The sequence below is a fragment of the Priestia sp. YIM B13491 genome, from assembly GCF_042787605.1.
GTDB lineage: Bacteria > Bacillota > Bacilli > Bacillales > Bacillaceae_H > Priestia > Priestia megaterium_E.
Genome location: NZ_JBHZOR010000002.1, coordinates 512,234 through 535,893, shown reverse-complemented (window position 1 = coordinate 535,893; position 23,660 = coordinate 512,234). Strand labels below are relative to the sequence as shown.

Annotated in this window: 25 protein-coding genes; 20 read left to right on the top strand and 5 right to left on the bottom strand. The window is 36.1% G+C overall.

The features are described 5' to 3' along the window. Positions 1-55 precede the first annotated feature (55 nt). Complete coding sequence (locus tag ACFX4E_RS08805; protein WP_377258243.1) at positions 56-1,120, bottom strand: L,D-transpeptidase family protein; 1,065 nt, start codon at positions 1,118-1,120, stop codon at positions 56-58. A gap of 565 nt (positions 1,121-1,685) precedes the next feature. Further along, positions 1,686-2,360 carry a class I SAM-dependent methyltransferase gene (locus ACFX4E_RS08800; RefSeq protein WP_377258240.1) on the bottom strand — a complete coding sequence of 225 codons (675 nt, stop codon included), beginning with the start codon at positions 2,358-2,360 and terminating at the stop codon, positions 1,686-1,688. 131 nt (positions 2,361-2,491) lie between these two features. On the opposite strand from ACFX4E_RS08800, the gene ACFX4E_RS08795 reads away from it, so the two are divergent. Together ACFX4E_RS08795 and ACFX4E_RS08790 are read left to right on the top strand one after the other, a co-directional pair. Beyond that, a complete protein-coding gene (locus ACFX4E_RS08795) occupies positions 2,492-3,361 on the top strand; it encodes a LysR family transcriptional regulator (protein WP_098433489.1) in 870 nt (289 codons plus the stop codon). A 32-nt stretch (positions 3,362-3,393) separates the two neighbouring features. Next, complete coding sequence (locus ACFX4E_RS08790) at positions 3,394-3,747, top strand: DUF4181 domain-containing protein (protein ID WP_063248229.1); 354 nt, start codon at positions 3,394-3,396, stop codon at positions 3,745-3,747. Between the two features lie 37 nt (positions 3,748-3,784). Here the strand turns inward: ACFX4E_RS08790 and ACFX4E_RS08785 are convergent, their stop codons facing one another. Together ACFX4E_RS08785 and ACFX4E_RS08780 are read right to left on the bottom strand one after the other, a co-directional pair. Next, positions 3,785-4,717: an aldo/keto reductase gene (locus tag ACFX4E_RS08785; protein WP_013055741.1), complete on the bottom strand. Its 933-nt coding sequence runs from the start codon at positions 4,715-4,717 to the stop codon at positions 3,785-3,787. 184 nt (positions 4,718-4,901) lie between these two features. Continuing rightward, the gene (locus ACFX4E_RS08780; RefSeq protein WP_236691104.1) at positions 4,902-5,624 is read right to left on the bottom strand and encodes a suppressor of fused domain protein; all 723 of its coding nucleotides are present in this window, start codon (positions 5,622-5,624) and stop codon (positions 4,902-4,904) included. 684 nt (positions 5,625-6,308) lie between these two features. Between ACFX4E_RS08780 and ACFX4E_RS08775 the strand changes: the two genes are divergently transcribed. The 6 genes from ACFX4E_RS08775 (at position 6,309) to ACFX4E_RS08750 (ending at position 11,110) form a co-directional block, all read left to right on the top strand. After that, the gene (locus tag ACFX4E_RS08775) at positions 6,309-6,485 is read left to right on the top strand and encodes a hypothetical protein (protein ID WP_157842260.1); all 177 of its coding nucleotides are present in this window, start codon (positions 6,309-6,311) and stop codon (positions 6,483-6,485) included. Between the two features lie 153 nt (positions 6,486-6,638). Then, positions 6,639-7,421, top strand: a complete 783-nt coding sequence (locus ACFX4E_RS08770; RefSeq protein WP_377258237.1) for a hypothetical protein — start codon at positions 6,639-6,641, stop codon at positions 7,419-7,421. Continuing rightward, positions 7,421-7,687, top strand: coding sequence for a PqqD family protein (locus ACFX4E_RS08765; RefSeq protein ID WP_214985200.1), 267 nt, complete (start codon positions 7,421-7,423; stop codon positions 7,685-7,687). Before ACFX4E_RS08770 ends, ACFX4E_RS08765 begins: the two co-directional genes overlap by 1 nt. Positions 7,688-7,763: 76 nt before the next feature. Next, positions 7,764-8,123 (top strand): S24/S26 family peptidase, encoded by a 360-nt coding sequence (locus tag ACFX4E_RS08760; protein WP_230931918.1) that lies wholly within the window; start codon positions 7,764-7,766, stop codon positions 8,121-8,123. A gap of 28 nt (positions 8,124-8,151) precedes the next feature. Beyond that, a complete protein-coding gene (locus ACFX4E_RS08755; RefSeq protein WP_377258231.1) occupies positions 8,152-9,954 on the top strand; it encodes an ABC transporter ATP-binding protein in 1,803 nt (600 codons plus the stop codon). A 28-nt stretch (positions 9,955-9,982) separates the two neighbouring features. Further along, positions 9,983-11,110, top strand: coding sequence for a nucleotidyltransferase domain-containing protein (locus ACFX4E_RS08750; protein WP_377258228.1), 1,128 nt, complete (start codon positions 9,983-9,985; stop codon positions 11,108-11,110). Between the two features lie 310 nt (positions 11,111-11,420). On the opposite strand, the gene ACFX4E_RS08745 is transcribed toward ACFX4E_RS08750, so the two are convergent. Further along, positions 11,421-12,131, bottom strand: a complete 711-nt coding sequence (locus ACFX4E_RS08745) for a M50 family metallopeptidase (protein ID WP_377258225.1) — start codon at positions 12,129-12,131, stop codon at positions 11,421-11,423. 203 nt (positions 12,132-12,334) lie between these two features. Here ACFX4E_RS08745 and ACFX4E_RS08740 point away from each other — a divergent pair, with 203 nt between their 5' ends. From ACFX4E_RS08740 to ACFX4E_RS08685, 12 genes are all read left to right on the top strand, one after another. Then, positions 12,335-13,534: an amidase gene (locus tag ACFX4E_RS08740; protein WP_230931921.1), complete on the top strand. Its 1,200-nt coding sequence runs from the start codon at positions 12,335-12,337 to the stop codon at positions 13,532-13,534. Continuing rightward, a complete protein-coding gene (locus tag ACFX4E_RS08735; protein WP_098333749.1) occupies positions 13,531-14,415 on the top strand; it encodes a fumarylacetoacetate hydrolase family protein in 885 nt (294 codons plus the stop codon). Before ACFX4E_RS08740 ends, ACFX4E_RS08735 begins: the two co-directional genes overlap by 4 nt. Before the next feature lie 197 nt (positions 14,416-14,612). Continuing rightward, on the top strand, positions 14,613-15,593 hold the full coding sequence (gene galE, locus ACFX4E_RS08730) for a UDP-glucose 4-epimerase GalE (RefSeq protein WP_263034521.1): 981 nt from the start codon (positions 14,613-14,615) through the stop codon (positions 15,591-15,593). Between the two features lie 229 nt (positions 15,594-15,822). Next, the gene (locus tag ACFX4E_RS08725) at positions 15,823-16,005 is read left to right on the top strand and encodes a DUF3973 domain-containing protein (protein ID WP_060746561.1); all 183 of its coding nucleotides are present in this window, start codon (positions 15,823-15,825) and stop codon (positions 16,003-16,005) included. Positions 16,006-16,210: 205 nt separating this feature from the next. Further along, the gene (locus ACFX4E_RS08720; protein ID WP_217599536.1) at positions 16,211-16,600 is read left to right on the top strand and encodes a PepSY domain-containing protein; all 390 of its coding nucleotides are present in this window, start codon (positions 16,211-16,213) and stop codon (positions 16,598-16,600) included. A gap of 258 nt (positions 16,601-16,858) precedes the next feature. Beyond that, a complete protein-coding gene (locus ACFX4E_RS08715) occupies positions 16,859-17,539 on the top strand; it encodes a hypothetical protein (protein WP_377237441.1) in 681 nt (226 codons plus the stop codon). Further along, positions 17,532-19,145 carry a DUF6792 domain-containing protein gene (locus tag ACFX4E_RS08710; RefSeq protein ID WP_377258221.1) on the top strand — a complete coding sequence of 538 codons (1,614 nt, stop codon included), beginning with the start codon at positions 17,532-17,534 and terminating at the stop codon, positions 19,143-19,145. Before ACFX4E_RS08715 ends, ACFX4E_RS08710 begins: the two co-directional genes overlap by 8 nt. Continuing rightward, positions 19,146-19,508 (top strand): hypothetical protein, encoded by a 363-nt coding sequence (locus tag ACFX4E_RS08705; RefSeq protein WP_377258218.1) that lies wholly within the window; start codon positions 19,146-19,148, stop codon positions 19,506-19,508. Positions 19,509-19,614: 106 nt separating this feature from the next. Beyond that, positions 19,615-20,277 carry a hypothetical protein gene (locus ACFX4E_RS08700; RefSeq protein ID WP_121944533.1) on the top strand — a complete coding sequence of 221 codons (663 nt, stop codon included), beginning with the start codon at positions 19,615-19,617 and terminating at the stop codon, positions 20,275-20,277. A gap of 106 nt (positions 20,278-20,383) precedes the next feature. Further along, complete coding sequence (locus tag ACFX4E_RS08695) at positions 20,384-21,070, top strand: hypothetical protein (RefSeq protein ID WP_098433499.1); 687 nt, start codon at positions 20,384-20,386, stop codon at positions 21,068-21,070. A gap of 166 nt (positions 21,071-21,236) precedes the next feature. Continuing rightward, positions 21,237-21,449 carry a hypothetical protein gene (locus ACFX4E_RS08690; protein ID WP_377258215.1) on the top strand — a complete coding sequence of 71 codons (213 nt, stop codon included), beginning with the start codon at positions 21,237-21,239 and terminating at the stop codon, positions 21,447-21,449. Positions 21,450-21,673: 224 nt separating this feature from the next. Then, complete coding sequence (locus ACFX4E_RS08685) at positions 21,674-23,647, top strand: PAS domain S-box protein (RefSeq protein ID WP_377258212.1); 1,974 nt, start codon at positions 21,674-21,676, stop codon at positions 23,645-23,647. The last annotated feature ends 13 nt before the right edge of the window (positions 23,648-23,660 follow it).

Genomic DNA, 23,660 nt, shown 5'->3' with positions numbered 1-23,660 from the left:
GCGCGACTTAAAAAAGGTTTATCAATAAAAAAACAGAGCCTGAAATCAGGCTCTATTAGCGTTTAGAAATAGCAGTTAAAGTATTAGATCCGGCAATGCCGTCCACTGCTAGCTTATTGTCTTTTTGAAAATTACGTACAGCTGCTTCCGTATTAGCACCAAAGATACCGTCCGTGCCTTTTGTATCATAGCCAAGCGACGTTAATTTCTTTTGAAGAGCTTGAACATTGCTGCCTTTGCTTCCTTTTTTAAGCGTTTGTTTTGTGTTAATTGTTGTATCTGCCGGTGGATTTGTTGGCTTTGGATTTGTTGGGTTTGTTGGTGTCGTCGGGTTCGGTTTCGTTCCTGAACTTCCTAAAGCTTTATATGTTGATGGGCCAACAATGCCGTCAGCCGTTAAGCCGTGGTCTTTTTGGAACTTACGAACAGCTGAATCTGTATTAGCACCGAACACACCGTCCGTACCTTTTGTATTATAGCCAAGTGAAGTTAGTTTCTGCTGAAGTTCTTTAACTGCATTTCCTTTGCTGCCTTTCTTTAAAACAGTTCCTGTAGAAGGAGCTGGAGTAGAACCTGAGTTTCCAGAAACGTTGTATCCGTTTGCTGCTGCAATGTCATTAAATGATTTAGAAGAAGTTGTAATCACAACCGGTGTACCGACGGTCACTTTACTAAATAACCATGCGACTTCTTCATCGTACATACGAACACATCCGCTGCTTACATATTTGCCAATGGAAGCAGGATTGTTATTTCCGTGAATAGCATACGTCGTGCCGTATGTACCTCTCGCATTTAGACCTAGCCAGCGATTGCCAAGCGGATTTCGAGGATCTCCACCAGGAATGTTCCCTGAGTAATAAGGGCGATTGACAATTTTATTCACTACTTTGAAATGCCCTTCTGGTGTAAGAGACTGCGTGCGCCCTGTTGCGACTGAAAACGTTCGGACAAGTGAACCATTTTGGTAATAAGCGAGTTTATTTGTTGCTTTGTTAATGATAATTAAATGAGATGGTGTTGAAGCAGCTTCTGTTTTTGGAACCCCTACAAACAAGCAGGCTAGAGCTAAAATAGCCGCTATGAGTACGATTGTTGTTCTTGATATTCTATTTGCCATGTGCTGCGCCTCCTTAGGCTGCATTAATGAAAAACGTATGGTGCGGCAGTGCTATAAATTCTTCACTAATAAAATAAAAGACGAATAGCTGCATTTTCTATACCTGTATGTATGCGCTTAATAAGGAAATCATTAAGTAGAAAGACTTTACTAGCGGGAATTTATAATAATAAGAATAACTAAGTTTTTCTTGATGTTTTGCATAATTTTACTAATATAAGTTTACTAATCTAGCGGATTTATATTTACATAAGCAGCACATCCTTTCCAGTTCTTCATTTTCGTGTAAAGAAATGAAAGCGTTATACAGATTGTTTTGTAATCATATTGTAACATAGTTGTATTTTTTATACCATAAAAAGACATAAAATAGTATAAAAATACTTTATATGGGTTTTATGTACAAAAAATTCAAAAGTTCAGGAGAACGAAGCTATTATTAGATATACGAAACTGGAAAAGAAGTATGCGTAGTTTTGTGGAAATAGATAAATATTCTTATTCGAATATAGGGAGGAAAAGAGTAAAAAAACTACTTGCAAAGAGACAAGTAGTTTTTAAACCGTTATTTTTGAGCATACATCACAACAAAATTAAAAAATTTATAAATGCAATCCACTGTGCTGAACCCGCTTGCTGTTAACCAATTTAACTGGTCATGCAAAGTTGCCATTTTATCTAACTTCGTACGTTCATGAGCAGCCTCAATTTGCTCATGAGTTAATCCGCTTGCGGCAATTCTTTCACTCCAGTCTTTTTTATATAACTCTTCAATAATAGAAGAATGGCCTAATACTTGATCGGCATTAATAAATATTCCTCCTGTATGCAGCAAATTATAAATTTGCCCATACAGCTTTTGCTTTTGTTGGTCTTCTAAATGATGAATAGCAAGTGAAGAAATCACAATGTCGAATGAGTGTTCAAATTCGTAGCTTGTTATATCTGATACAATAAATTCCATATGCTGTTCGTTTTTAAAGCGCTCCTTGGCTTTTTCAAGCATTTGATCTGACACGTCAATCAACGTGAAATGAGCATCTGGGTATCTTTCTTTGACAAAAGAAGAAAACAATCCTGTACCTGCTCCGATATCAAGTACGCGAAGCGGCTTGTTTGAAAAGTGAAGAAGAGAAACGGGAATGGAATAAAAATCAAAAAAACAAGGAATAAGTTTGCGGCGCTGCTCATCATACTGAGAAGCATGGGCATTAAATTTTTCTTTCACGTTATTTTTCATTTTTACAGCTCCTTTATTTGGTAATATTGAGATACATATATCGTATAGAAGTTTGGTAGAAAAGAAAATAAACAAAAATAAGCAGTATTGATTCCAGTTTGTTATGAATAGAAAGAGATGGAGAGAAGAAAATGGAGATCAAATGGTTAAAAACATTCATCATAGCGGCTTCTTATGAAAATTTCAGGCAAGCGTCTGAAGATTTATTTTTAACACAGCCTGCTGTATCAAAGCATATTCAGCGACTGCAGCAAGAGTTAGGAGATGAGCTTTTTGAAAAAAAAGGTAAATATATCGCGCTGACTGAGGCCGGACGCTTTTTTTTGCCTCATGCTCAAAAAATGGTGAGGGCATATGAAGAAGGAGTAGGGAATTTTAAGTTATGGAAGCAAGGATATAACCGAAAACTGACTATATCCGCCGCTCCTCAAATAGCAGCATCTGTTTTACCGAGCCTAATCAAACAATTTGTCGAGAGATATCCCCATATTGAAGTCACGGTCAATATCACGAATTCGTTTCAAGTGGGAAAAGACATCAGCGACAGAAGGTCAGATATTGGATTAACAAGGATGATTCCAGGTCAGGCAGACGTATTTTATGAGTTAATACATAAAGAAAAAGCAGTCTTAGTTGCCCCGTTTTCTGCGGAAGCACGTGCGGAACAGGAGGTGTTATCTTCCTACCGGCTGCTTACGAATAATCATCCTGTTTATTGGGAAGATTTACTCCTTCAAATCACGGCTTGTTATCCTCACATTCAGCTGCTTCCTGTGACGCAAGTAGAAATTACAAAGCGCTTTATTGAAGAAGGTCTAGGCGTATCTTATTTGCCATTTTCTATGGTGAAAAAGGAAGTTGAAAATCAAACGTTAAGCGTAATTTCACAGCAAAAAATTATCCGGCCTTCTTCACACACGTATATCGTAACAAAAGGCGAAACAGAAGAAATAAAGCAGTTTAAGCACTTTGTAGCTGAGACCTTAACAGAAACGAGCTGAAATGATACCATAAAAAGGAAGGGGGAGTGGCGATGTATATATTAATAATACTTGTAGCAGCAGCGGTCTTAGCAGACTTTATCTTAAGAAAAGTGCTTGATATCCCTCGTAGCAAATTTTGGGGCAAATATGAGTATGAAAGTCTAGCTTTAGGCCGGTGGGATAAGTATGTGACGATAGCTTTTGTTCTTTGTCTGTTACTCGATATGATCTTTATGTTTGTGGAGCCTTATATCGTATCGTTCCTATTTTTAGTCGTGAATATTTTGTTGAAAAGTATAGATGAATGGAAATATAAACAAGAAACAAAAGAGTACGTAACAAGCTTTGTACAGATGGGCTTCTTCTTTACGGCTTTTGTTCTATTAGTCAGCGGAATTGTATAGAAAAAAGAGCTTTACCTATGGCAAAGCTCTTTTTATATTATTTAAAAATATGATCAATGTCTTTAATTTCGGAAGAAGTGAGCTGAACATCTAATGTTTTTAAGTTATCAAGTACTTGATCAGCACGTTTTGCTCCTGGAATTAATACATCAATTGAATCGCGCGTTAAGTACCAAGCCAGAACAAGATGAGCTACTTCTACGCCTTTTGCGCTAGAGATTTGACGAAGACGCTCTACTTTTTCTAGATTTTGCTGAAATGCTTCCCCGATAAAATGAGGCATATCTTCGCGCAGGTCATTAAACTTTGTATTTTTATCGTATTTCCCAGCAAGTAAACCAGCAGCTAGCGGGAAGTATGGAATAAATGAAATGCGGTTTGCAGCCGTATAAGGTAAAATATCGTTTTCTGCTTCTCGCTGAATTAAGTTATATTGCCCTTGTACCACGTCTACATAACCATCTTTATTTGCTTCTTTTAACTGATCTAATGAGAAGTTTGATACGCCAATAGAACGGATCTTACCTTCATCTTTTAGTTCTTTTAACGCACCAACTGCTTCGTCTTTTGGTGTGTTTTTATCTGGAAAGTGAATATAATATAAATCGATATAATCTGTTTGAAGGCGTTTTAAGCTATCTTCAACCGACTGTTTTAAAAACGCAGGAGAGTTGTCTAGCAGTACCTCATCTCCAACAATTTTATGTGCTCCTTTTGTGGCGATAACCGCTTCTTCACGATTTCCACGTTCTTTTAGCACTTCACCAATTAGTTCTTCAGAACGTTTTGGACCATAAATGAACGCTGTATCAAGGAGGTTTATCCCATTATCTAGCGCCTTATGAACAAGGTCTTTGCCGACTTCTTCGTTTAGGTTAGGATATAAGTTATGTCCTCCTACAGCGTTTGTTCCAAGTCCAATAGGATTAACATATAATTCGGATTTTCCAATCTGTACTTTTTCTGCCATGTCTAACGTCCATCTCCTTTTTTATATCTTCTTTTTTACTATAGCAAAATATACCATGAATCAAAAATAGTACGCTCATATGAAAAGCAGCTTTAAAAAAGTATGTGAACTAGAGTTACATGTAAATAAGGAGTATATTCTACAGGGCTCTATTTCAATAGCAAAAATAAAAAAAGAACCTCTTCTAAATAAGAGATTCTCTTTTAGTCATAGTAATATGATAACTTTTTGACAGCTGAAATGTTTCAGCAAGCTGCCTGCGTCCTTGCGCTCCTTGTTCGCGTACATACTCTAATTCGTTTGGTGTAAGAAGCTTCATGCTAATCAGTTTAATAGATTCGTAAGGTAAAGAGAGGCTAGCTGAAACAGAAGGAGACTGAACGCCTAGCAATACACCAATTTCTCCATTTTCATTTACAAAATGAGACGGTACGTCCAAATCAGTAAATTCAATTGAAAGAATATCGTGCTTCATGAATAGTTCGAGCATATTAGGATGAGCGGCAGCATTTTGACTCATTTGATAAAGAAGGTCAAATGCCCAGTGATCCTGAATATCAGATAAAGGTCCGCGCAGAGATTCATCATCGCATTCGATATAGAATTCTAAACCTTTTCCTTGCTTTCGGCTCTTTTCTTCGGGGGATTGAAACGGATCGGACAAGCCGTCGCTTGCGAGAATAACCGTCTCTGTTTTTTGAACACGAATAAATGTTTGACGTCCAGATGGCCAAGCAGGCCCGCCAAAAAACATGGGATTTAATAAATGAGTTAATACGTCTCCGTCTACATGTCCAATTGTGTTCCAGTAGTCTTTTCTTTTTGAGATTGATTCCTCAAGAACACGCTCTGCTTCTTTTTCCTGCTTCTTTTGCTTCCACTTTAAAAATAATGACAAGTATCCCACACCTCTTTGCGACTTCATAGTACCCAATATATACCTCATTAAGGGAACTCGTAAACCACTATTTAACAATAGTGTATAAATTATTATATATATGCTAGATACATATACGACGGTTTACTACTTTTACTCATCTACCACATAAATTTGCTTCTATTCCAATAATAAACAAAGATAAATAAAATAAAAATAAGTGTTGTTCTTAATAAAGGTACGAATTTTGTAAAAATTTATATCTTTTTGTTCTTAATAAAGGTTTACTATTTTTGTTTTGTTCTTTATAATAGAAAACAACTAGTTATTAAGTATTATAAGCCCAGATTTCATAGGTTTAAATGACTAGTCAGGGATATCTTTCGGAATTTTGTTCTTTATAATGAACATTATTATGAAGTATGAAAGGAAAGCGAGTAGTGTCACAACTGTCTTTTATCCCCTTGTCTAAAGGACATATAAAAATTTAAAAAAGAATGTGTAGAAGCGTGAAATTCATGTGAAACAAATTACTTTTTGTGAAGTGTTTTTCTAATTACTAGGTTAATAGTTGAGGGGAAACCTTATCACTTTGCTTCTGAGAGTTGAGGTATAGTAACGTCTGTAATTCTCGAGATCACGGAGTTAAAAAAGAACCCTCAAATTATTATATATAATCTGAATAATATGACGAATTGAAAGGAGGACTACATTATGAAAATGACAAAAAAACAACCAGGCGTATCATCTAAGCGCCCAATGGTTATGGATCATCAGCCTATTAGATTTGAAACTGCTCAAAGCTGGAATCCTGGACAAGGTAACCAAGACCACCCTGGACATGGTAATGGAGGTGTTAATTTCCCACCAAACAATCCAAATAGACCATAAAAAAGGATATACGAAGAGGCGCTAAACCCACTTGTTAGGCATCTTAACAAAATCTATTATTTTTAAAACAATGTTGAATGCTACATATAGATGATTGTAGAGATGCCTAACATTTACTTGTTTTTCTCTATTTAAGAATTGAAGGAGCATATTATGGAAAAAGTTACAATGAGAATTGGAGAGCATCAAGCTTTAATTGTTTGTCATTCATTTCATATTTTAAATTTAATTCAAAAAAACTACGAGCCTTTTTTTGCTGAAATTGAACGTCCAGATATGGTTATAAGAATAGAAGATGGATACGGAGTTCCTTTTGTAGACTATCAAGTAGAAGTCGAACAAGAGGCAGATACTATATCTTTTCAAAGGGCTGATTATAGAATTCAAGCAAATTTGAGCGAGGGAAAGGCTCAAATTCAAATTTATGATGAATTAGCTTTAAAGCATGCGCTTATGAATTTTTATAGTTCTTATATTGTTTATCACAACTGGGGGCTGCTTATTCATTCCTCATGTGCAACTGAAAAAGGAAAGGCCCATTTATTTGCTGGCCAATCCGGAGCAGGAAAATCAACTTGTGCACAATTGTCCGCTCCAAGACCCATTCTTTCTGATGAAGCAACTCTTGTAAAGGTAGAAGAAAATCAAATTACTGTGTTTAATTCTCCGTTTCGGAGTGAGCTCTCAGCTCCATCTATTAAAGGAACTATTCCATTAGCAAGTATTCAGCTGTTGCATCAAGCTTTAAACAATGAGAGAACAAAGTTGGGAAAAGCAAGTGCTTTACTTCAAATAATGGATAAAGTCTTTTATTGGAATAAAGACCGCGAAGAAACAAAGAAAATTGTTCAAATGATAAAAGAGGTATTAGATTATGTACCTGTATATGATCTTTACTTTCAAAAAAATAATACGTTTTGGGAGTTGATATCCTAATGAAACAGTTTATTCGAAATCAAGATATGGAGGCCGTTCAACTTGACAGTGAATGGGTGATTTTAAACACGGAAGCATATACGGTAACAAAAATTAACGAATTGGGAGGTTGCTGCTGGTCTTTACTCGAAAACCCTTGTACCATTCCTTCACTTATTAAATCTTTGCAAGCGGATTATCAAATAGAAGACGAGCTTTCGTTTGAAGATATGGAAAGCTTTCTATCTGAATTAATAAAATATGGATTAATTGACCATGTCGATTAACCAAGAAAGCATACTATTGCTGAAGAGTGTTATAGAAAAAAAAGGGTATGTCCATTTTCCTTCTGAGGGGTTCAGCATGTACCCTTGCATTCGTCAAAATGACCTTTGTACCTTTGAAAAAGCATCTGTTTTAAAAAAAGGTGATATTGGTCTCTTTCATACGAAAAGCGGGCAATTGATTGCTCATCGATTAATTAAAACAAGATACAAGAAAGAGCAGCTGCACTATATATTTAAAGGAGATACTAATCTTTGCTGTGATGAGCCTGTAACGAGAGAACAAGTTATTGGGAAATTGACGGCAATCTCCCGAAAAAAACAAAAAAAAGTTTATATGGCTGCTCCTTTTGACTATATATGGTGCTGGTTAATGCTTTTTTTTCCTTTTAGCTCCCGTTTCTTAAAAAAATATATTAATCAAAAAATAGTTAATTAAGCTAATCGCTTATTTTTGGAGTGTTATGATGAAATTAAATCGAGCTGATATAAAGCGGTATTTTGACAAAGAGGAAATGATAAGCGCTTTTTCAATTGTATACCCTTTGCTTAGAAAACATTGGAAAGCTTACGCAGGTCTAATGCTTTTTTTATTGACGGACATTTTAATTACTCTTGTCTCCGCATGGTTTCTTGGAGATCTTTCAGATGCTGCCGTTCAAGGAGACTTTACCCGGGTTAAGCACTTGCTGCCACTTGCTTTTGGTCTAATACTTATAAGCTTTCTTACAATCTATTACGATACGTATATTGAAGCGGTTGCAACATCTTCTATTAAACGGGATTTAAAAGAGCAGCTTCTAAGGCAACTGTTACTTTCTCCCGTTCATAAAATTCATACAACCCACTCTGGAGAATTGATTTCTCATTTTACCAATGATATTAACAGCATAGATGGAATGATTGGGCGAAATCTTATTAACCTTATAAAATTACCGTTATTATTTATTGCTATCTTTCTTTATTTAGCCCATATTAGTCCATTACTGTCATTTGTGGGTTTATTTATTATACCTATTGCTGTGATTGCCGGTGGTGTTTTTGGTTTTTTATTGCGCAACAGCAGCAGGGAAATTCTAAAGTTAAACAGTGCAATGACGAGTAGTTTATCTGAAATCTTTCAAGGATTTATTGTCATTCGATCTTTTTTATTAGAACGATCTTTCTTTAGTAAATACCGTCAGCAAAATCAGCAAGCTTTAGCATTGGATTTGTATAATGGAAAAATGAAGGGGTTATTTTATGCAGGAGGCGAAGCTATTGCATTAATAGCCTTTCTAGTCACTCTATGGTTCGGCGCTTTAATCGTTTCAAAAGGAATGTTAACAGTGGGATCCCTTCTAGCGTTTGTAACTCTAAGCAACCGGATAATTTATCCATTGAATGGACTCGCAGGACAGTGGGCTGCATTTCAACGGTCTATATCAGCAATTGAACGAATAGCACCTATATTAAAAGTGCAATATGAAACTACTGACTTTCCTGAGTTTTCTCAAAAGAAACCAAAACAAAAAGCTATTTGTTTTCAGAATATGACCTTTAGCTATGACGGAGAAAGGTATATCTTTGAAAATTTTAATTTACAAATACCTGCAGGAAAAAGCATAGCTATCGTAGGAGCGAGCGGTGCAGGGAAATCTACTCTATTTAACTTGTTACAAGGTTTTTATAAGCCTCAAGCGGGAAAAATTTATGTGGATCAAACCCCGATTGGTACTCTTAATGCATCCGAACTGCAGAATTTAATTGCATATGTCCCACAAGAAACTTTTCTGTTTACTGGTACTATAAGAGAAAATCTGCTTTTAGCTAACCCTCAGACAACTGAAGAAGAGCTAGTCACAGCTGCAAGAGCTGCTCATATTCATGACTTCATTCTATCACTTCCTCATGGATATGAGACCAAAATAGGCGAAAAAGGGGTAACGTTATCCGGAGGGCAAAAGCAAAGGATTGCAATTGCTCGCGCTATTTTAAAGAATGCACCTATTTTGCTGCTTGATGAAGCAACATCTGCACTAGACAATGAAACAGAATACTTGGTTAAAGAAGCGCTCCAAAGAATTATGAAAAATAGGACAACTATCGTAATTGCTCATCGTTTATCTACTATTCAAAAGGTTGATTCTATTATTGTTATTGATAATGGAAAACTGATTCAATCAGGAAAGCATGAAGAGCTGATTCATCAGCCAGGCTTATACCGAGACCTTGCTAATGTCAACACATCACAGCTTTTTAATAACGAAGAAAGAGCCATCATGCTGTAAAGACAGATAAATTAGGAGGATTTCCATAATGTTCATTGAGTTTATTCAATCATTATATGATCAAAGCCATCCATTGCCAGAAAATCCGAATGATTATAGCTCTATATTAGAAGATATCGAATACTTTCACTTATCAGCAACGGTATATTCTTTGTTAAAACAGCAAGGAAGAATGGAGCAAACGCCAACATATTTTCAAAATCAGCTGAAGACAGAATATCAAGCTGTTTTGTATAACAACCTTTATATTAAAAATCAGCTAAAGCTTATTTTGGATACGTTCGAAGCTAATGATATCTCTGCTATCCCATTAAAAGGAATTTTATTTAACGAAACATATTTTGGTCATTTCAGTGCAAGAAGGACAACGGACATTGATATATTAATTCGCAAAGAGGATATGGAAAAAGCGATAAGGTGTATTGAAGAGCTAGAATACGATACAGAAGGAGAATACTCATCTCATCACTTTCATCGTTCGTTTGGTAAAGTGATTCCTCATTCACCTGTTCCGTTAGCTATTGAACTTCATTGGGATCTTCTTAAAGAGGAGAGTTCCTCATTAGAGATTGAGCAATTTTGGAAGCACTCTACTCCTTTAGAAGGTTACAAACATATAAAACAACTGTCTGAAGTACATACCTTCTATATGATTTGTCTTCACGGCTGGAAGCATGGAATGGATTCTTTAAAATATTTTATCGATATTATACAAACTATACATGTCTTAAATCATAAAATTGATTACAATGCATTATTTAAAATAGCAAAAAACGATCACACTTTAAAAAGACTAACAAGTACATTAACAGTTGTTTATAATCAATTTCCACATCTCGATCAAATTAATAGCTTTCCTTTTAATAAAAAATCAAAAATATGGTGGGATTATCAAGAAATACGTTATGGAGACAGACAAAGCGTAAAAGGATTTAAAAACCTTATTCGGGTACATTTGTCTGAGTATGACCAGTTTAAGCATTCTATGATCTTTTTTAAGAGATGGCTTTTTCCAAATAAATCGGAGATAACTAATCTTTATCCACCTTCAATAAAGCATAAAAAATATAGTATCTTTAGAGGATATATTAAATTTTATCAAAAAAAGTTTCATACATTATTTCGTGCTTTATTTTATTCAAAAGTTAAAAATTAGCAAAAATATTGAAAGAGTAATATAGTTAAACCTGGTTTTTGGTAATTTTACAAGACATTCAATGATCGTTGATTAAAACTTTAAAAAGGTAGCTATAATAAAGCGTCTTTCTACTTAGAAGGTGCTTTTTTGTTTTAGACAAAAACATTAAAAAGTCAGGTTACTTTTGTGAAGGTGCTTTTAGATAAAAATCCATTGCAAGGAAAACGTAAATAAAGAATGCTATCTCACACAACGAGAAGCATCCTTTATTTAAATATATACGTTTGTGAAGCAATAATTAATTATATTGTTTCTTCTGCGTCGCTCTCTAATAAATCAGTTGAAAAATCAAATAAGCCACATAGACGGCCTGTGCGAAAAATAAAAAACCCCAAAAGCGTGCTGAAAGATGGGTAAGCTGCTTTAAACTCGTAGCGTCACCTGCATCGTGTGGATATTTGATACTTAACACAAAAATAATAAAGGCAGAAAATAGAGATTCTACAAGTAACAGCGCACCAACAAACATCATGCTGTAGCGCGTAAGCTGTGGGTCTTGTAAATAATAAATACCTCCGAGGATCAAACCGATAGAAAAAAGCCACACAATTCCGTATCCGTTACGTACCCAAAGCAGTAAATTAATAACAACCACACTTCCTAACCCGTAAAAAAGCCAGTCGTAGTGATGGTGAACGAGCAGGTAGAAAAACAAATAAGCCATTGCTGAGCTGAACGGGTACCCGGTTAAAGCAATAATGACGCGCGGCAGCCATCCACGGGATCCCGCGTAGGTGGCAGTCACAGCTACGCCTTCATTATTAGTATACAGCTCAATGCGATTGACGCCTTTTCCGACAATAAGCCCCATTAACGCGTGGCCATCTTCATGAAACATCGTATTTAAATTTGAAAAATAACGTCCAATATGCCGAAGCAGCTGATTAATGCTAGGAGCAAATGAACCTATAAATGGAATGCCTCTTGTTAGCACAAAAGCTAATAAAATAAATAAGAAAAGCGTAGTAGATTGTTCCATCGCGATAGTCCTTTTCGTAAAATGATATGTTTCTACTTTACTCGCAAACGTGCTAAAAGGGAAATAAAAAGGCTAGTTTCTCTAGGAAAAGAGAAGCTGGAAGATTTGCATAATATTAATGTTAACAGACCTGACACATTCATTGACCAGCTTATTCCAAATTTTATATTCTAAACAGATATAAGAAATGAGGAGATGGTTGAATGAAAGATACGTGGAACGCATTTGTAGACAGTGATCTTTACGTACCTCCAACGGGAACGGGAATGTTAAATAACTTGAGTTTTGCGTTAAAAGACGTATTTGATGTACAAGGACATATATCAAGTGCGGGAAATCCAGATTGGCTCTCCACGCATCAGCCTGCAAGTGAACATGCAGACGTAGTAGCTGCTCTTTTAAAAGAAGGAGCTGCACTAAAGGGAGTTACGCATACTGACGAGCTTATGTACGGATTAAATGGAGAAAACGCGCATTACGGAACACCGGTAAACCCAAAAAGCGCAGATCGAATTCCCGGAGGTTCTTCAAGCGGATCAGCGGTTGCTGTCGCAGCGGGAATAACTGATTTTGCGATTGGAACAGATACGGGAGGATCGGTTCGAATTCCTTCCAGCTACTGCGGTATTTTCGGGTATCGTCCTTCTCACGGACGCATTTCTACAAACGGTCTGATTCCACTGGCTCCAAGCTTCGATACAGTTGGTGTAATGGCTAGAGACGGCCACACTTTGCAAAAAGTAGGAGCGGTTTTATTGAATTCAACGTCGCGTGCTAGTGGATTTACACGGCTGTATGTACCAACAGATGTAATGGAACTTGTGGATGAACAAAGCATGCGAGCTCTTGCGCCGTCTATAAATCACGTAATAGAGTCTTTCTCTACTATAGAAGAGATAGCGATTGCTCCTCAGGGTTTTTCTACATATATGGAAACCTTCCGTTTGCTGCAAGGAAAAGAAATCTGGCAAACGCACGGAGAGTGGATTCAAAAAGAAAATCCAACCTTTGGAGAAGACATCGGAAGCCGTTTTCAATGGGCTAGCACTCTTACATTATTAAATATGAATTATATAGAAGAAAAGCGTCGTGAACTTCGCTATTTTATGTACTCACAGCTTGGAGAAGAAGGAATATTAGTACTTCCTACAGCTCCAGGACCCGCGCCTGTAAAAGATGCAAAAGGACCGGAGTTAGAAAACAGAAGATTGCGAACGCTTCAAATGACGTGTATTGCCGGCCTAAGCGGCCTTCCCCAAATTACGATACCTGCAGGAGAACTAGACGGTTTGCCAATCGGTTTATCTTTTATTGCAGGATACAACCAAGATGAAAAATTATTAAATTGGGTAAAAGAAAACAGCGATCGTATCATTCAAGCATCGGTAAGGAGCGTATCATGAAGTTAGTAAATATAATAGAGCAAGGGAAAGAACAAGCAGCCATTTTAGACAATGACAGCATTCTGCTTATAGAAGATATTAATACCAAATATTTAACAAACTGGTCTACAACAATTTGGGCTCTGATTCAATATAAAGAACTTCGCCACCTTGAAACATGGTACGCCCATAATAAATTTGGTATGAACAGCTCTTTTCCTGTAATGCACTTGCAGGGCAGAAAAACAGCTCCTATCATTAGTAATCCGTCGAAATTATTAGGCATTGGGTTTAATTATGCCGCTTCTGAAGAAAAACTAAAAGACTACGACCGTGCCATTGATCCAGTTAGTTTTTTAAAACCCGCAACCGCCATTATTGGACCAGAAGACAGCATTCGTATTCCAAAGCAGTCCTACAAAACAACGGCTGAAGCGGAGCTAGCGGTGGTAATCGGCGAAACGTGTAAGGATATAGAGCCAGATGAAGCCATAAACGTAATTGCTGGTTATACGTCAGCAATCGACGTAACCGCAGCTGATATTCATGCGGCGAATCATCGCTACTTAATGCGAGCGAAAAGCTTTGATACCTTTTGCAGTATAGGTTCAGAATTTGTTACAAAAGAAAGTATATCAAACGTGAAATCACTTCAAGTGCGCACATTGCTAAATGGAGACATGCAGCATGAAAATACAGTGTCTAATATGATTTACGACATCGCATACTGTGTTTCATTTTTCTCAAAAGTCATGACGCTGCATCCAGGTGATATCATCCTCACCGGAACGCCGGGACCGGCTGTTATTGAAGACGGGGACTGTATTGAATGTCATATTGAAGGGATGCTTCCATTAAAAAATAAAGTAAAAGATATGAAGAAAGTGCCTCAGCAAATCTAAGAAGAAAACCCGTTGCCTACACGCACGGGTTTTTAAGCAGAAATGAATATCTTCACACTCAGTTCACAATTAGTAGATATATTAATTAAAAGAGACAGCTGCGTTATCATATACTGAAAAATGAAATATTTACAAATGGAAAAGAAACGGGTACGATATCTGTAGCGACACTTAATAAAAAGGAGCTGACTGACAGTATGATTTTAGTCATCGGAGGAGCAGGCTATATCGGAAGCCACCTAGTAAAAGAATTAGTGAAAACAAATGAAGTTGTGGTACTTGATAATCTATCAACGGGTCATCGCTGGGCAATCGATGAGAAAGCGGTATTCGTAGAAGGAAATCTAGGTAATGAGAAAGATTTAGAAAGCGTATTCACAAATCATAAAATTGATGCTGTCATGCATTTTGCTGCTAATAGTTTAGTAGGGGAGTCAGTAACAGATCCTCTTAAATATTATCAAAACAACGTAGCTGCGACGTTAACCCTTTTACAAACGATGATGAAGCACAATGTGAAAAAGTTTATTTTTTCATCTACTGCTGCTACATATGGGATTCCTTCTGTAGATATCATTACAGAAGATACGGCAACAAACCCAATTAATCCGTACGGACGTTCAAAGTTAATGATTGAACAGATTTTAGCTGACTTTGCAAGTGCTTACGATATGGAATATGTGGTGCTTCGTTACTTCAACGCAGCGGGTGCTTACGAAACAGCGGAAATTGGCGAGTGCCATGATCCTGAAACGCACTTAATTCCAATCATTCTTCAGCACCTGCTTGGTGAACGTGAAAACATCTCTGTATTCGGCTCAGATTACGATACTGAAGACGGAACGTGCATCCGTGACTACATTCACGTAACGGACCTAGCAAATGCTCACATTTCAGCGCTTCAAGCACTGTTAGACGGCACGAAGAAAACAGCAACGTACAATCTTGGAAACGGCCTTGGCTACTCTGTAAAAGAAGTGATTGAAACGTGTGAAAAAGTAACGGGTAAAAAAGCGAATATTGTGATGTCAGACCGCCGCGCTGGAGATCCGGCACGCTTGGTCGCATCTTCTGATAAAATTCACGCAGAATTAGGCTGGAAAGCGCAAATTTCATTAGAAAAAATTATCGCATCAGCTTGGAACTGGCACCAAAACAGCGCAAAAGTAACAAATTAATAAAAAAGCCTCTTTTTTCTTTGAAAGAGGCTTTTTTGTTACGATCAAACTGATTTATGTTCTAAATAATCATTTTGAAAAGCCAGCGGTTTAGCCCATGGACAAGCCTTCTCCTTTTCGGACATTTTCCCTAAACAAGCACGACTTTTGTTCTTTTCCATATGATGTAGGTAAATATACCATTCAAAACTATCCCCGTTTATAAAATAGTCCGCAAGGAGGTTATGATATGTATTACTGTGTAAGATGCTCCAAATTTCATGACGAACAGGACAAAGAAAACATCTTTCAAAATGGTTTTTACATTGATCCCTATTTGCTTCAAAAAGTCCATCTAGGCATGTGCGTCCACAAATCCCCATCAATCAAACAAATGAGAGCCGTAGAACGATTCGAAACCAAAAAAATGTAGAATTCACATTCACCAATAAGAAGCTAGATCTAACCAGGTCTAGTTTTTTCAGTGAATAACAGCTTTCTTCAGCTATCTTTCATGTAATATTAAGAGAAATTTAAGACAAGCCCGCTATACTAGTTAGTAGACGTATACATAGGATATGGTACGTTAAGAAATTGAAACAGCAGTCCGTTTTATAAACTAGAAAGGATGGCGTCAAATGATTTCTGAAAAACGATCACTTTTGTTGAAAGAACAAGCAAAGCTTCTCGCATTAAAAGAATATAAAGGCATTGTCAAATCCATATCGCTGAGTAAAATACTCACTCTTCCTATTTATACAGTAGACATCCTTACGTTAAACGGAGAAGAGCACAAAGTAAAAATTAACGCCGAAACCGGCAATGTTTTGAAAGAAAAAACGATTCCTTTAACTAAAAGCCGTGCAAAAGCATACGCCTTAAGACAGCATAAAGGCATTATTGAATCGATTGTCCTTGCTAACAAGCAGTACGAAATTGTGATTCTTGGACTTGATGGAAAAACCCACAGCGTGAAGATTGACGCTGAAATTGATGTGCTAGCGCAAGAAGAGCGAAACATTCAGTAAATGGCCTATATTATGTAATCAACCTCACTTTTTTGAAAGTGGGGTTTTCTTTATTGAGAGAAATCATTAATAACGGTAACAATGATAAAAAAAGAAACGATTATTTTTTTAATAGAAAGGGTAAGTGATAGTGAAAAATAACCACTTCCTAATTATGGTTCTTTGATTCGTTCTGCTTATGACTCTCCCATTATAAGTATGATAGTATCGAACATGTATAAAACATAGGTTATAACATAACTAAAAGGGTGTGCGACAATGAAAAAACGTACGAAGACCATTATTGCAGTCATTGCAGGAGCTGCTATTTTAATAGGAGGAATATGGATGATAAACGAAAGCCGATACCCAAACGTCCCTGCTTTTGATGATCACTTTACGCGTGAATTCTTAAACAAAGATAAAAAAGTGGATGACGGATTTTATGAGTTTAAGTCGAAGACAGGGCAGTATACGATGTGGTTTCCGGAGGAGTATCAATTAATACATGAGGATGCATCAGATTATGTTAAAGACGATACATATTATGAATTTTGGAAAGCCTCGAATAATAACAATGAAGGACATAAAGGATATATTAACATTGAGTTGTCTGAGAAAAATCCCGATAAAGAAAAGGTCTATGTAGAAAGCTTATTTAAGAAACGTTTTCATAGCACTAGCCCTCAAAAGTTACAGACAGATACAACAAAAATTTATTATGACAGAGCGTACATATATTTTAAAGGAACAGATAAAAGGGTGATTACGGACTTTAATAGACATATTCCAACTACATATGCTGGTTATATTGCAGACAAGAACTCCGAGCGTGTAATTGAATTTTATTTTGATAGTACAAATGATCATCTTTCTAAAAAGTCAGCAGAAGAACGAGATAAATGGATTATAAAGATATTAAAGAGCATTACTTTTAATAAGGATGAACACAATGGCTAATCATTCTGTTTTAGATAATAGTTTAAGAAATAAGTTAACTCAACTTGAATATAAGGATTTATCAGGAAAAGAGAAAGAAATAAAAGAAATCTATAAAGAAACTATGGGGAAAGAACCGCCGAATTTTGAGATTTATAGCAGTACGGACATGAAAATTGGAAAAAAGTCTGGTTTCGATGGAGCTGCTATTCATTTTTATGACAAAAAGCACCATATTAATGAAATATATTATATCTTTAGAGGAACAGAACCATCTAAAGATTTTGGTGATGTGGTTTATGATGCATTAGGTATTGGAGCAGGAAAAAGTAACAAGCAAATCAATGATGCTTTAGAGATGTACAATGAGGTAGAAAAAAAGGTGGAAGGTTCAGATATTGAAATTAAAAGGTATGGAGATGGTCATTCTCTAGGTGGTCACCTTATAGTTACATTAGGTCTGTTAACTAAAAACTTTGTGAACATAAGAGGGTTGAATGATGCTCCTGTAAATGTTAAACAACTCAAAGACCTTGATAAAGACTTCTTAGAATATATAAATCGAAAAAGAGGAGCAAGCAGACATTTATCTTCAAATGACCTCATATCTCTAGCTAATACTTATTATGAAAAAGAAGTAAAAAGAATCAGCCATACCTGGGTAAAAGGCGAGCCTATGCATGCTCAATCCTTTCCAAACAGCTGGTATGCAGGTAACAAAGTAACCATGCTTGGAGATTTAGATACAGAAGAAATGATTAACATTGGGAAATATCCTTTTCAGAAAGAAGCAAAATGGAACCCAGTATATATGATAGACCAATTCCGATATAACCTTGGAGTAAAGACAACATTAGGCGGTTTAGGGTTTGTTAATGATCATGTGAAACAAGAAACGTTGCTTAACCTGCCAGAAACACGTGATCAATATCTTGAGAGTGTAAAAAGATATCCTTTTCTTCATTTTGGAGAGATTAAAGCAGGTATAGGAGTAGGTGCAGCAGCAATGGTAAATACATTTACTAGCCCTGGAGCAACATTTCAGCTTATTAAAGGAATATCTCAAAGTAAACAAGCAAAACTCCACGGAATTAATTATGTTGTCAAATACACAGAAGCTAATGCTATGAAGACATATTATCAGGTTTTTGATTCAGGATCTCAGGAAGAAATCTTGCTAGATTATGAACAAATGAAGAAGTTTGTTTATTACTGTGCTAATGCCATCAAAGACAAAGAAGCAAACTTAAATGCACTAAAGCAGTATTTACATAGTGAAATTAATGAAGTCTTCGAAGCTAAGAAGAAAAAGTTAAAAATGAAAATATCCAGAGAAGAAGCTTCTCCCCAGTCATTTATGGAAAAGGCAGATAAAGATGGAGCTACCCTAGCTTGGTTTGGACAAAAGCGTGTGGCTGAAAAAGTGACGTTTGACAAAACGTTTGATCCGCTAGACGATAGTGTATTTACCCCTGTTGAAGAGATTATTTCTTCTATTCAAGAGGAAGTTACATACTATCAAAAGTTTCTTGAAACGTTCTTCCAAAATTTCGAGAAGATGATGGAAGCTGACGAATCGGTAGCTTCAGATATTAAAAGCATGAAAGAAGTAGTAGGGGGGATTTAATTGTTTGATTTTGATTTTACACACACAGGAACAACGAGCGGTAAATACACGTTTGAATTTGATGGTGATGACTTCAAAGACGAGCAGGCAAAAAGGATTAAAGAGTTAATCAAAAAGGATCAAGAAGTAAATGAAAAGCTTTGGCATGCTAAAAGCTATTTAGAAAACCAAACGGGTGAGTTTACGGATGCGGTTAAAAGTAAATTAGAAGCAGCTGAGCGGGGATATACGCTAAGGGCTCAGCAGTATGATACTGGAGCATTTCAGCATATTATGAGTTTTATGCATTCTGTTAAAGATATGCATAAGAGAGAGTACGAAATTCGATATAAAGAATCAATGGATGAAAGTGAATTAACATAAGGGATACTGCTATTCCTCAGACAGTGGTCTGAGGGATTTTTATATGTTGAACAATTTACATTAAGTCCTATTTATTTCAAAAGAGTAATAAAGGGAGTGTAGGACAATGAAAAAACGTACGAAGACCCTTTCCGCAATCATTATAGGAGTTGCTATTTTAATAGGAGGAATATGGCTGATAAACGAAAGCCGCTACCCAAACGTCCCTGCTTTTGATGATCACTTTACGCGTGAATTCTTAAACAAAGATAAAAAAGTGGATGATGGGTTTTATGAGTTTGAGTCCAAGACAGGGCAGTATACGATGTGGTTTCCGGAGGAGTATACATTACTGAGTGAAAATGGTGATTACGCTAAAGATAATAAAGATTTTGAACAATGGGAAGCTGTTCCCTCAACAAGTGAAACCAAAGAGTATAGAGGAGCTATATATGTCAGGATGGCTAAAGATCACAAGGGAAATTACCAAGATTATCTTGAAAGCTTTTTTAAAGATCATTTAATTTCTGAACAGCCAAAGCTTATTAAAACAGGTAAAACTGAAATTTATTTTTCAAGTGCTCATTTTGAGATAAATGAAAAGAATCAAGTAGTAGAAGATATTAAGCAAAAACCCAATAGCTTTTATGCGTATATTATAGATAAAGCTTCTAACAAAGTAATTGAATTTTCTTTTGAAACGAGCGGATTTAAAAATAAACAATTTGAGGAAGAGAAACAGAGAAAATGGTTAATGAAAATCTTAAGAAGTGTTCAATTTTACGGTTAAGTTAGCTATACATCACGAAGCAATTTCGGGTAATAGTATTCGGTAAAAACTATTTAATAAATAGGAAAAGAAGTTTGTTTCAAATAATGAAGAAGGGTGTGCAGCTATGAAACAGCATACAAAGACTATTATCGTAGTAATTACAGGGGCAACTATTTTAATAGGCGGAATATGGATCATAAATGAAAGCCGCTACCCAAATGTTCCAGCTTTTAAGGATCATTTCACTCGTGAGTTTTTGAATAAAGATAAAAAAGTAGACGATGGGTTTTATGAGTTTAAATCAAGGACAGGACAGTATACGATGTGGTTTCCGGAGGAGTATCAGTTGTTACATGAAAATGAACAACAATATGTTAAAAGTGACGATTTTTACGAAAGGTGGAAAGCTTCATCAGTCAAGAAGCATAAAAAAGGAGATCAACTAAATTATTTACAAGTCGAACTATCAGAGAGTAATGCTGATGATGAATCTATTTATGTAGAGAGTCTATTTAAAGGTGAGTTTGGCGCAAATGATCCTGAAAAGTGGGAAACAGCTAATACCCGTATATATTTTGATGCAGCTTATCTTTATTTTAAAGGAACAGAAGAACATGTCATCCATGATAAGAATAAATATGCTCCAAATACATACATAGGATACGTAGCAGATAAGTATTCTAATAAGGTAATTGAATTATGGTTTGATGACAGTTTAAATCATCAAACTAATAAGGGGCTTGAGAAAAGAGAGTGGTTTGTAGAAATATTAAATAGTATTCGTTTTAATCAAGAAAATAGCTCAACTTGAATACAAAGGCTTATTTGGTAAAGAAAAAGAAGTCAGAGAGATTTGTGAGTCTCAATAACTTTTAAAAAAGGTATGTCGAAGAAATAAGAACAGATATAACAATTCTAAACTATTCAATATATACAAAGTGAAGTTTGTTCTAAACAATAAAAAAGGATGGGCGACTATGAAGAATCGCATGAAGACTGTTATTGGAGTAATTGTAGGAGTCGCTATTTTAGAAGGCGTTGAACGAGATAAAGATTTAGCCGCAGCGATTTCGTTAAACCTACATGCTGCTCAAGGCTATTTGCTGGGCACGCCGCAGTCGATCTCTTCCTACTTAACTTATAATAAGTACCGCAGTTTATTCAGACGAGAAAGGCTGCTGAACTCTTAAACCATACACTTCACTAAATAGATAATTTATCGTAATATGAGAACGGGTAATTAGACTTATATGCAACGCAGATGTCTTGAATTTTTATAAAATTATGTGATTTTGTGCGATTGTTAAAATATTTTAAGAGGTAAAGAAGACGCGTTGGTTTGGGAGAATGAGTGAATTGCATATCAAAACAAGACGTTTAGTGAAATTCCAAAGGCAGATGGAGGATATTTAGTATGTATAGTGAAGGGGTATTCCAATTTTATTTTATGAATATGCCGCAGCCTGTTATTTTAATTCAGCAAGAAAAACATCAGCTATATTATAAAGAATGTAACAAAGCAGCTCAGCGATTCTTTGACAAAATGGAAGACAAGATAATCAATAAAGAAGAAAATCTGCTTTTTTACACACTTTGTGAAAAAGCTATTGCCATGAAAGAACCGATTCAATATCAATACATACAGCTTTTTCAGCCCGACCGGCATGCATATGAAGTAACATTTACCCCTCTTTTTAATCAAGCGACAACCCCTTCACATGTCCTTGTCATGGCTCAAGAAATTCATTATAAAAAAACGCAGGAAGAGAGCACGCGTTTGCTCGATGCGTTTCTAGAAAATACGGTAGACGCCATTTTAATTGCTGATTGTGATGAGAAGGTCTTAACAGTCAATGGGGCATTTGAAAAGCTATTTCAGTGGAGAAAAGAAGAAGTTATAGGAAAAAGCCGTCAAGAGATGAACATCGTGTCAAAGAAAGAGGAAAAAGAAAACCTTAAATTAATAGCAGAATTAAAAAATGGCAAGACGCTGCCTCCTTATGAAACAGTCAGGTACACAAAAAGCGGCGAAAGCGTGTGTGTCTCTGTCAGCTGTTCACCGATTTATGACTATCAAAATCAACTGGTCGCCTATTCGGTGATTTACCGAGATATCACAGCTATTAAAAGATTAGAATTGGAGCTCATAAAAAGCAAACAGTGGTATAAATCGCTATTTACAAACCACCACCACGCGGTTTGTATGCTGAATTTGGACGGCACGATTTTAAATATCAACAGCGCATTCTTAGAAACGCTGCAGCTTTCTGCAAGCGATGTGCTGCATCAAAATTACCGAGATATTGCTAAAAGACTGGGAGCCTGTAACTACAAGTCTTGGAATGTATATGAAGAAATTAGCTATAGTACAGAACTAACATTCCGCAGAAGCCAACATTCTATACAACATGTGTATATTACAACGATTCCTGTTAAAGTAAATAATCAAACGGTTGGGGCTTATGCAATCTTACACGATATTACGCCTCAAAAAGAAGCAGAAGAACAGCTGGCTTATACGCTGAAAGAACTTGAAAATATAAAATATGCGCTTGATGAATCAGCTAGCGTTATGATTATAAATGCAAGTGGAATTATTACCTATGTAAATGATATGTATGTACAGTATTCAGGTTATGAAAAAGAAGATTTATTAGGGAAGTATTATCGAGATGCAGAGCTTCATCATGACCACCATGAGCTGCTTGAAACAATAAAAAGCGGAAAAGTATGGCGAGGACAGCTTGAAATGGAGACGAAGCATCATCAGTCATACTGGGTATCGAAAACAATTGTGCCGTTAAAAGATATAGACGGAAATATTACTCATTACGTATCCATTCACAATGATATTACTGAACAAAAAGCGCTAGAAAATAAACTTCATTTTGAAGCCACTCACGATAGTTTAACAGGTCTTCCCAACCGGGCGATGTTATTAAAAGAGTTAAACAAAGTAATTGAAAATGGGCAGCGGAAAAGCGATGAGTTTTTTGCGCTTTTGTTTCTCGACTGTGATAATTTTAAGCAGATTAACGATGAATATGGCCATCATATAGGCGACGAATTTTTAAAAGCATACACGAAGAGATTAAAAAGCTGTGTACGGAAAGGCGATCGCATCTATCGGTTGGGCGGAGACGAGTTTATCATTATTTTAAACGTCACAAATGGACGGGAAATTGAACAAATTGCTGGGCGGATTCATGTCTCTCTTCAGCAAAGCTGGAATGTACGGGGCTATTGTTTGCGCACAACAACTACCATCGGCGTCTCTATTTATCCAGAGGACGGGGAATCGGCTGCTTTATTATTAAAAAATGCAGATGATGCGTTATACAAAGGAAAAAGAGAAGGGAAAAATAATTATATCCTCTATCAAACGTAAAAAAAGCCTCCAA

Coding starts and splice junctions, on each gene's coding strand:
- ACFX4E_RS08805 (WP_377258243.1), bottom strand. CDS start 1,120: ATGGCAAATAGAATATCAAGAACAACAATCGTACTCATAGCGGCTATT.
- ACFX4E_RS08800 (WP_377258240.1), bottom strand. CDS start 2,360: ATGAAAAATAACGTGAAAGAAAAATTTAATGCCCATGCTTCTCAGTAT.
- ACFX4E_RS08795 (WP_098433489.1), top strand. CDS start 2,492: ATGGAGATCAAATGGTTAAAAACATTCATCATAGCGGCTTCTTATGAA.
- ACFX4E_RS08790 (WP_063248229.1), top strand. CDS start 3,394: ATGTATATATTAATAATACTTGTAGCAGCAGCGGTCTTAGCAGACTTT.
- ACFX4E_RS08785 (WP_013055741.1), bottom strand. CDS start 4,717: ATGGCAGAAAAAGTACAGATTGGAAAATCCGAATTATATGTTAATCCT.
- ACFX4E_RS08775 (WP_157842260.1), top strand. CDS start 6,309: ATGAAAATGACAAAAAAACAACCAGGCGTATCATCTAAGCGCCCAATG.
- ACFX4E_RS08770 (WP_377258237.1), top strand. CDS start 6,639: ATGGAAAAAGTTACAATGAGAATTGGAGAGCATCAAGCTTTAATTGTT.
- ACFX4E_RS08765 (WP_214985200.1), top strand. CDS start 7,421: ATGAAACAGTTTATTCGAAATCAAGATATGGAGGCCGTTCAACTTGAC.
- ACFX4E_RS08760 (WP_230931918.1), top strand. CDS start 7,764: ATGTACCCTTGCATTCGTCAAAATGACCTTTGTACCTTTGAAAAAGCA.
- ACFX4E_RS08755 (WP_377258231.1), top strand. CDS start 8,152: ATGAAATTAAATCGAGCTGATATAAAGCGGTATTTTGACAAAGAGGAA.
- ACFX4E_RS08750 (WP_377258228.1), top strand. CDS start 9,983: ATGTTCATTGAGTTTATTCAATCATTATATGATCAAAGCCATCCATTG.
- ACFX4E_RS08745 (WP_377258225.1), bottom strand. CDS start 12,131: ATGGAACAATCTACTACGCTTTTCTTATTTATTTTATTAGCTTTTGTG.
- ACFX4E_RS08740 (WP_230931921.1), top strand. CDS start 12,335: ATGAAAGATACGTGGAACGCATTTGTAGACAGTGATCTTTACGTACCT.
- ACFX4E_RS08735 (WP_098333749.1), top strand. CDS start 13,531: ATGAAGTTAGTAAATATAATAGAGCAAGGGAAAGAACAAGCAGCCATT.
- galE (WP_263034521.1), top strand. CDS start 14,613: ATGATTTTAGTCATCGGAGGAGCAGGCTATATCGGAAGCCACCTAGTA.
- ACFX4E_RS08725 (WP_060746561.1), top strand. CDS start 15,823: ATGTATTACTGTGTAAGATGCTCCAAATTTCATGACGAACAGGACAAA.
- ACFX4E_RS08720 (WP_217599536.1), top strand. CDS start 16,211: ATGATTTCTGAAAAACGATCACTTTTGTTGAAAGAACAAGCAAAGCTT.
- ACFX4E_RS08715 (WP_377237441.1), top strand. CDS start 16,859: ATGAAAAAACGTACGAAGACCATTATTGCAGTCATTGCAGGAGCTGCT.
- ACFX4E_RS08710 (WP_377258221.1), top strand. CDS start 17,532: ATGGCTAATCATTCTGTTTTAGATAATAGTTTAAGAAATAAGTTAACT.
- ACFX4E_RS08700 (WP_121944533.1), top strand. CDS start 19,615: ATGAAAAAACGTACGAAGACCCTTTCCGCAATCATTATAGGAGTTGCT.
- ACFX4E_RS08695 (WP_098433499.1), top strand. CDS start 20,384: ATGAAACAGCATACAAAGACTATTATCGTAGTAATTACAGGGGCAACT.
- ACFX4E_RS08690 (WP_377258215.1), top strand. CDS start 21,237: ATGAAGAATCGCATGAAGACTGTTATTGGAGTAATTGTAGGAGTCGCT.
- ACFX4E_RS08685 (WP_377258212.1), top strand. CDS start 21,674: ATGTATAGTGAAGGGGTATTCCAATTTTATTTTATGAATATGCCGCAG.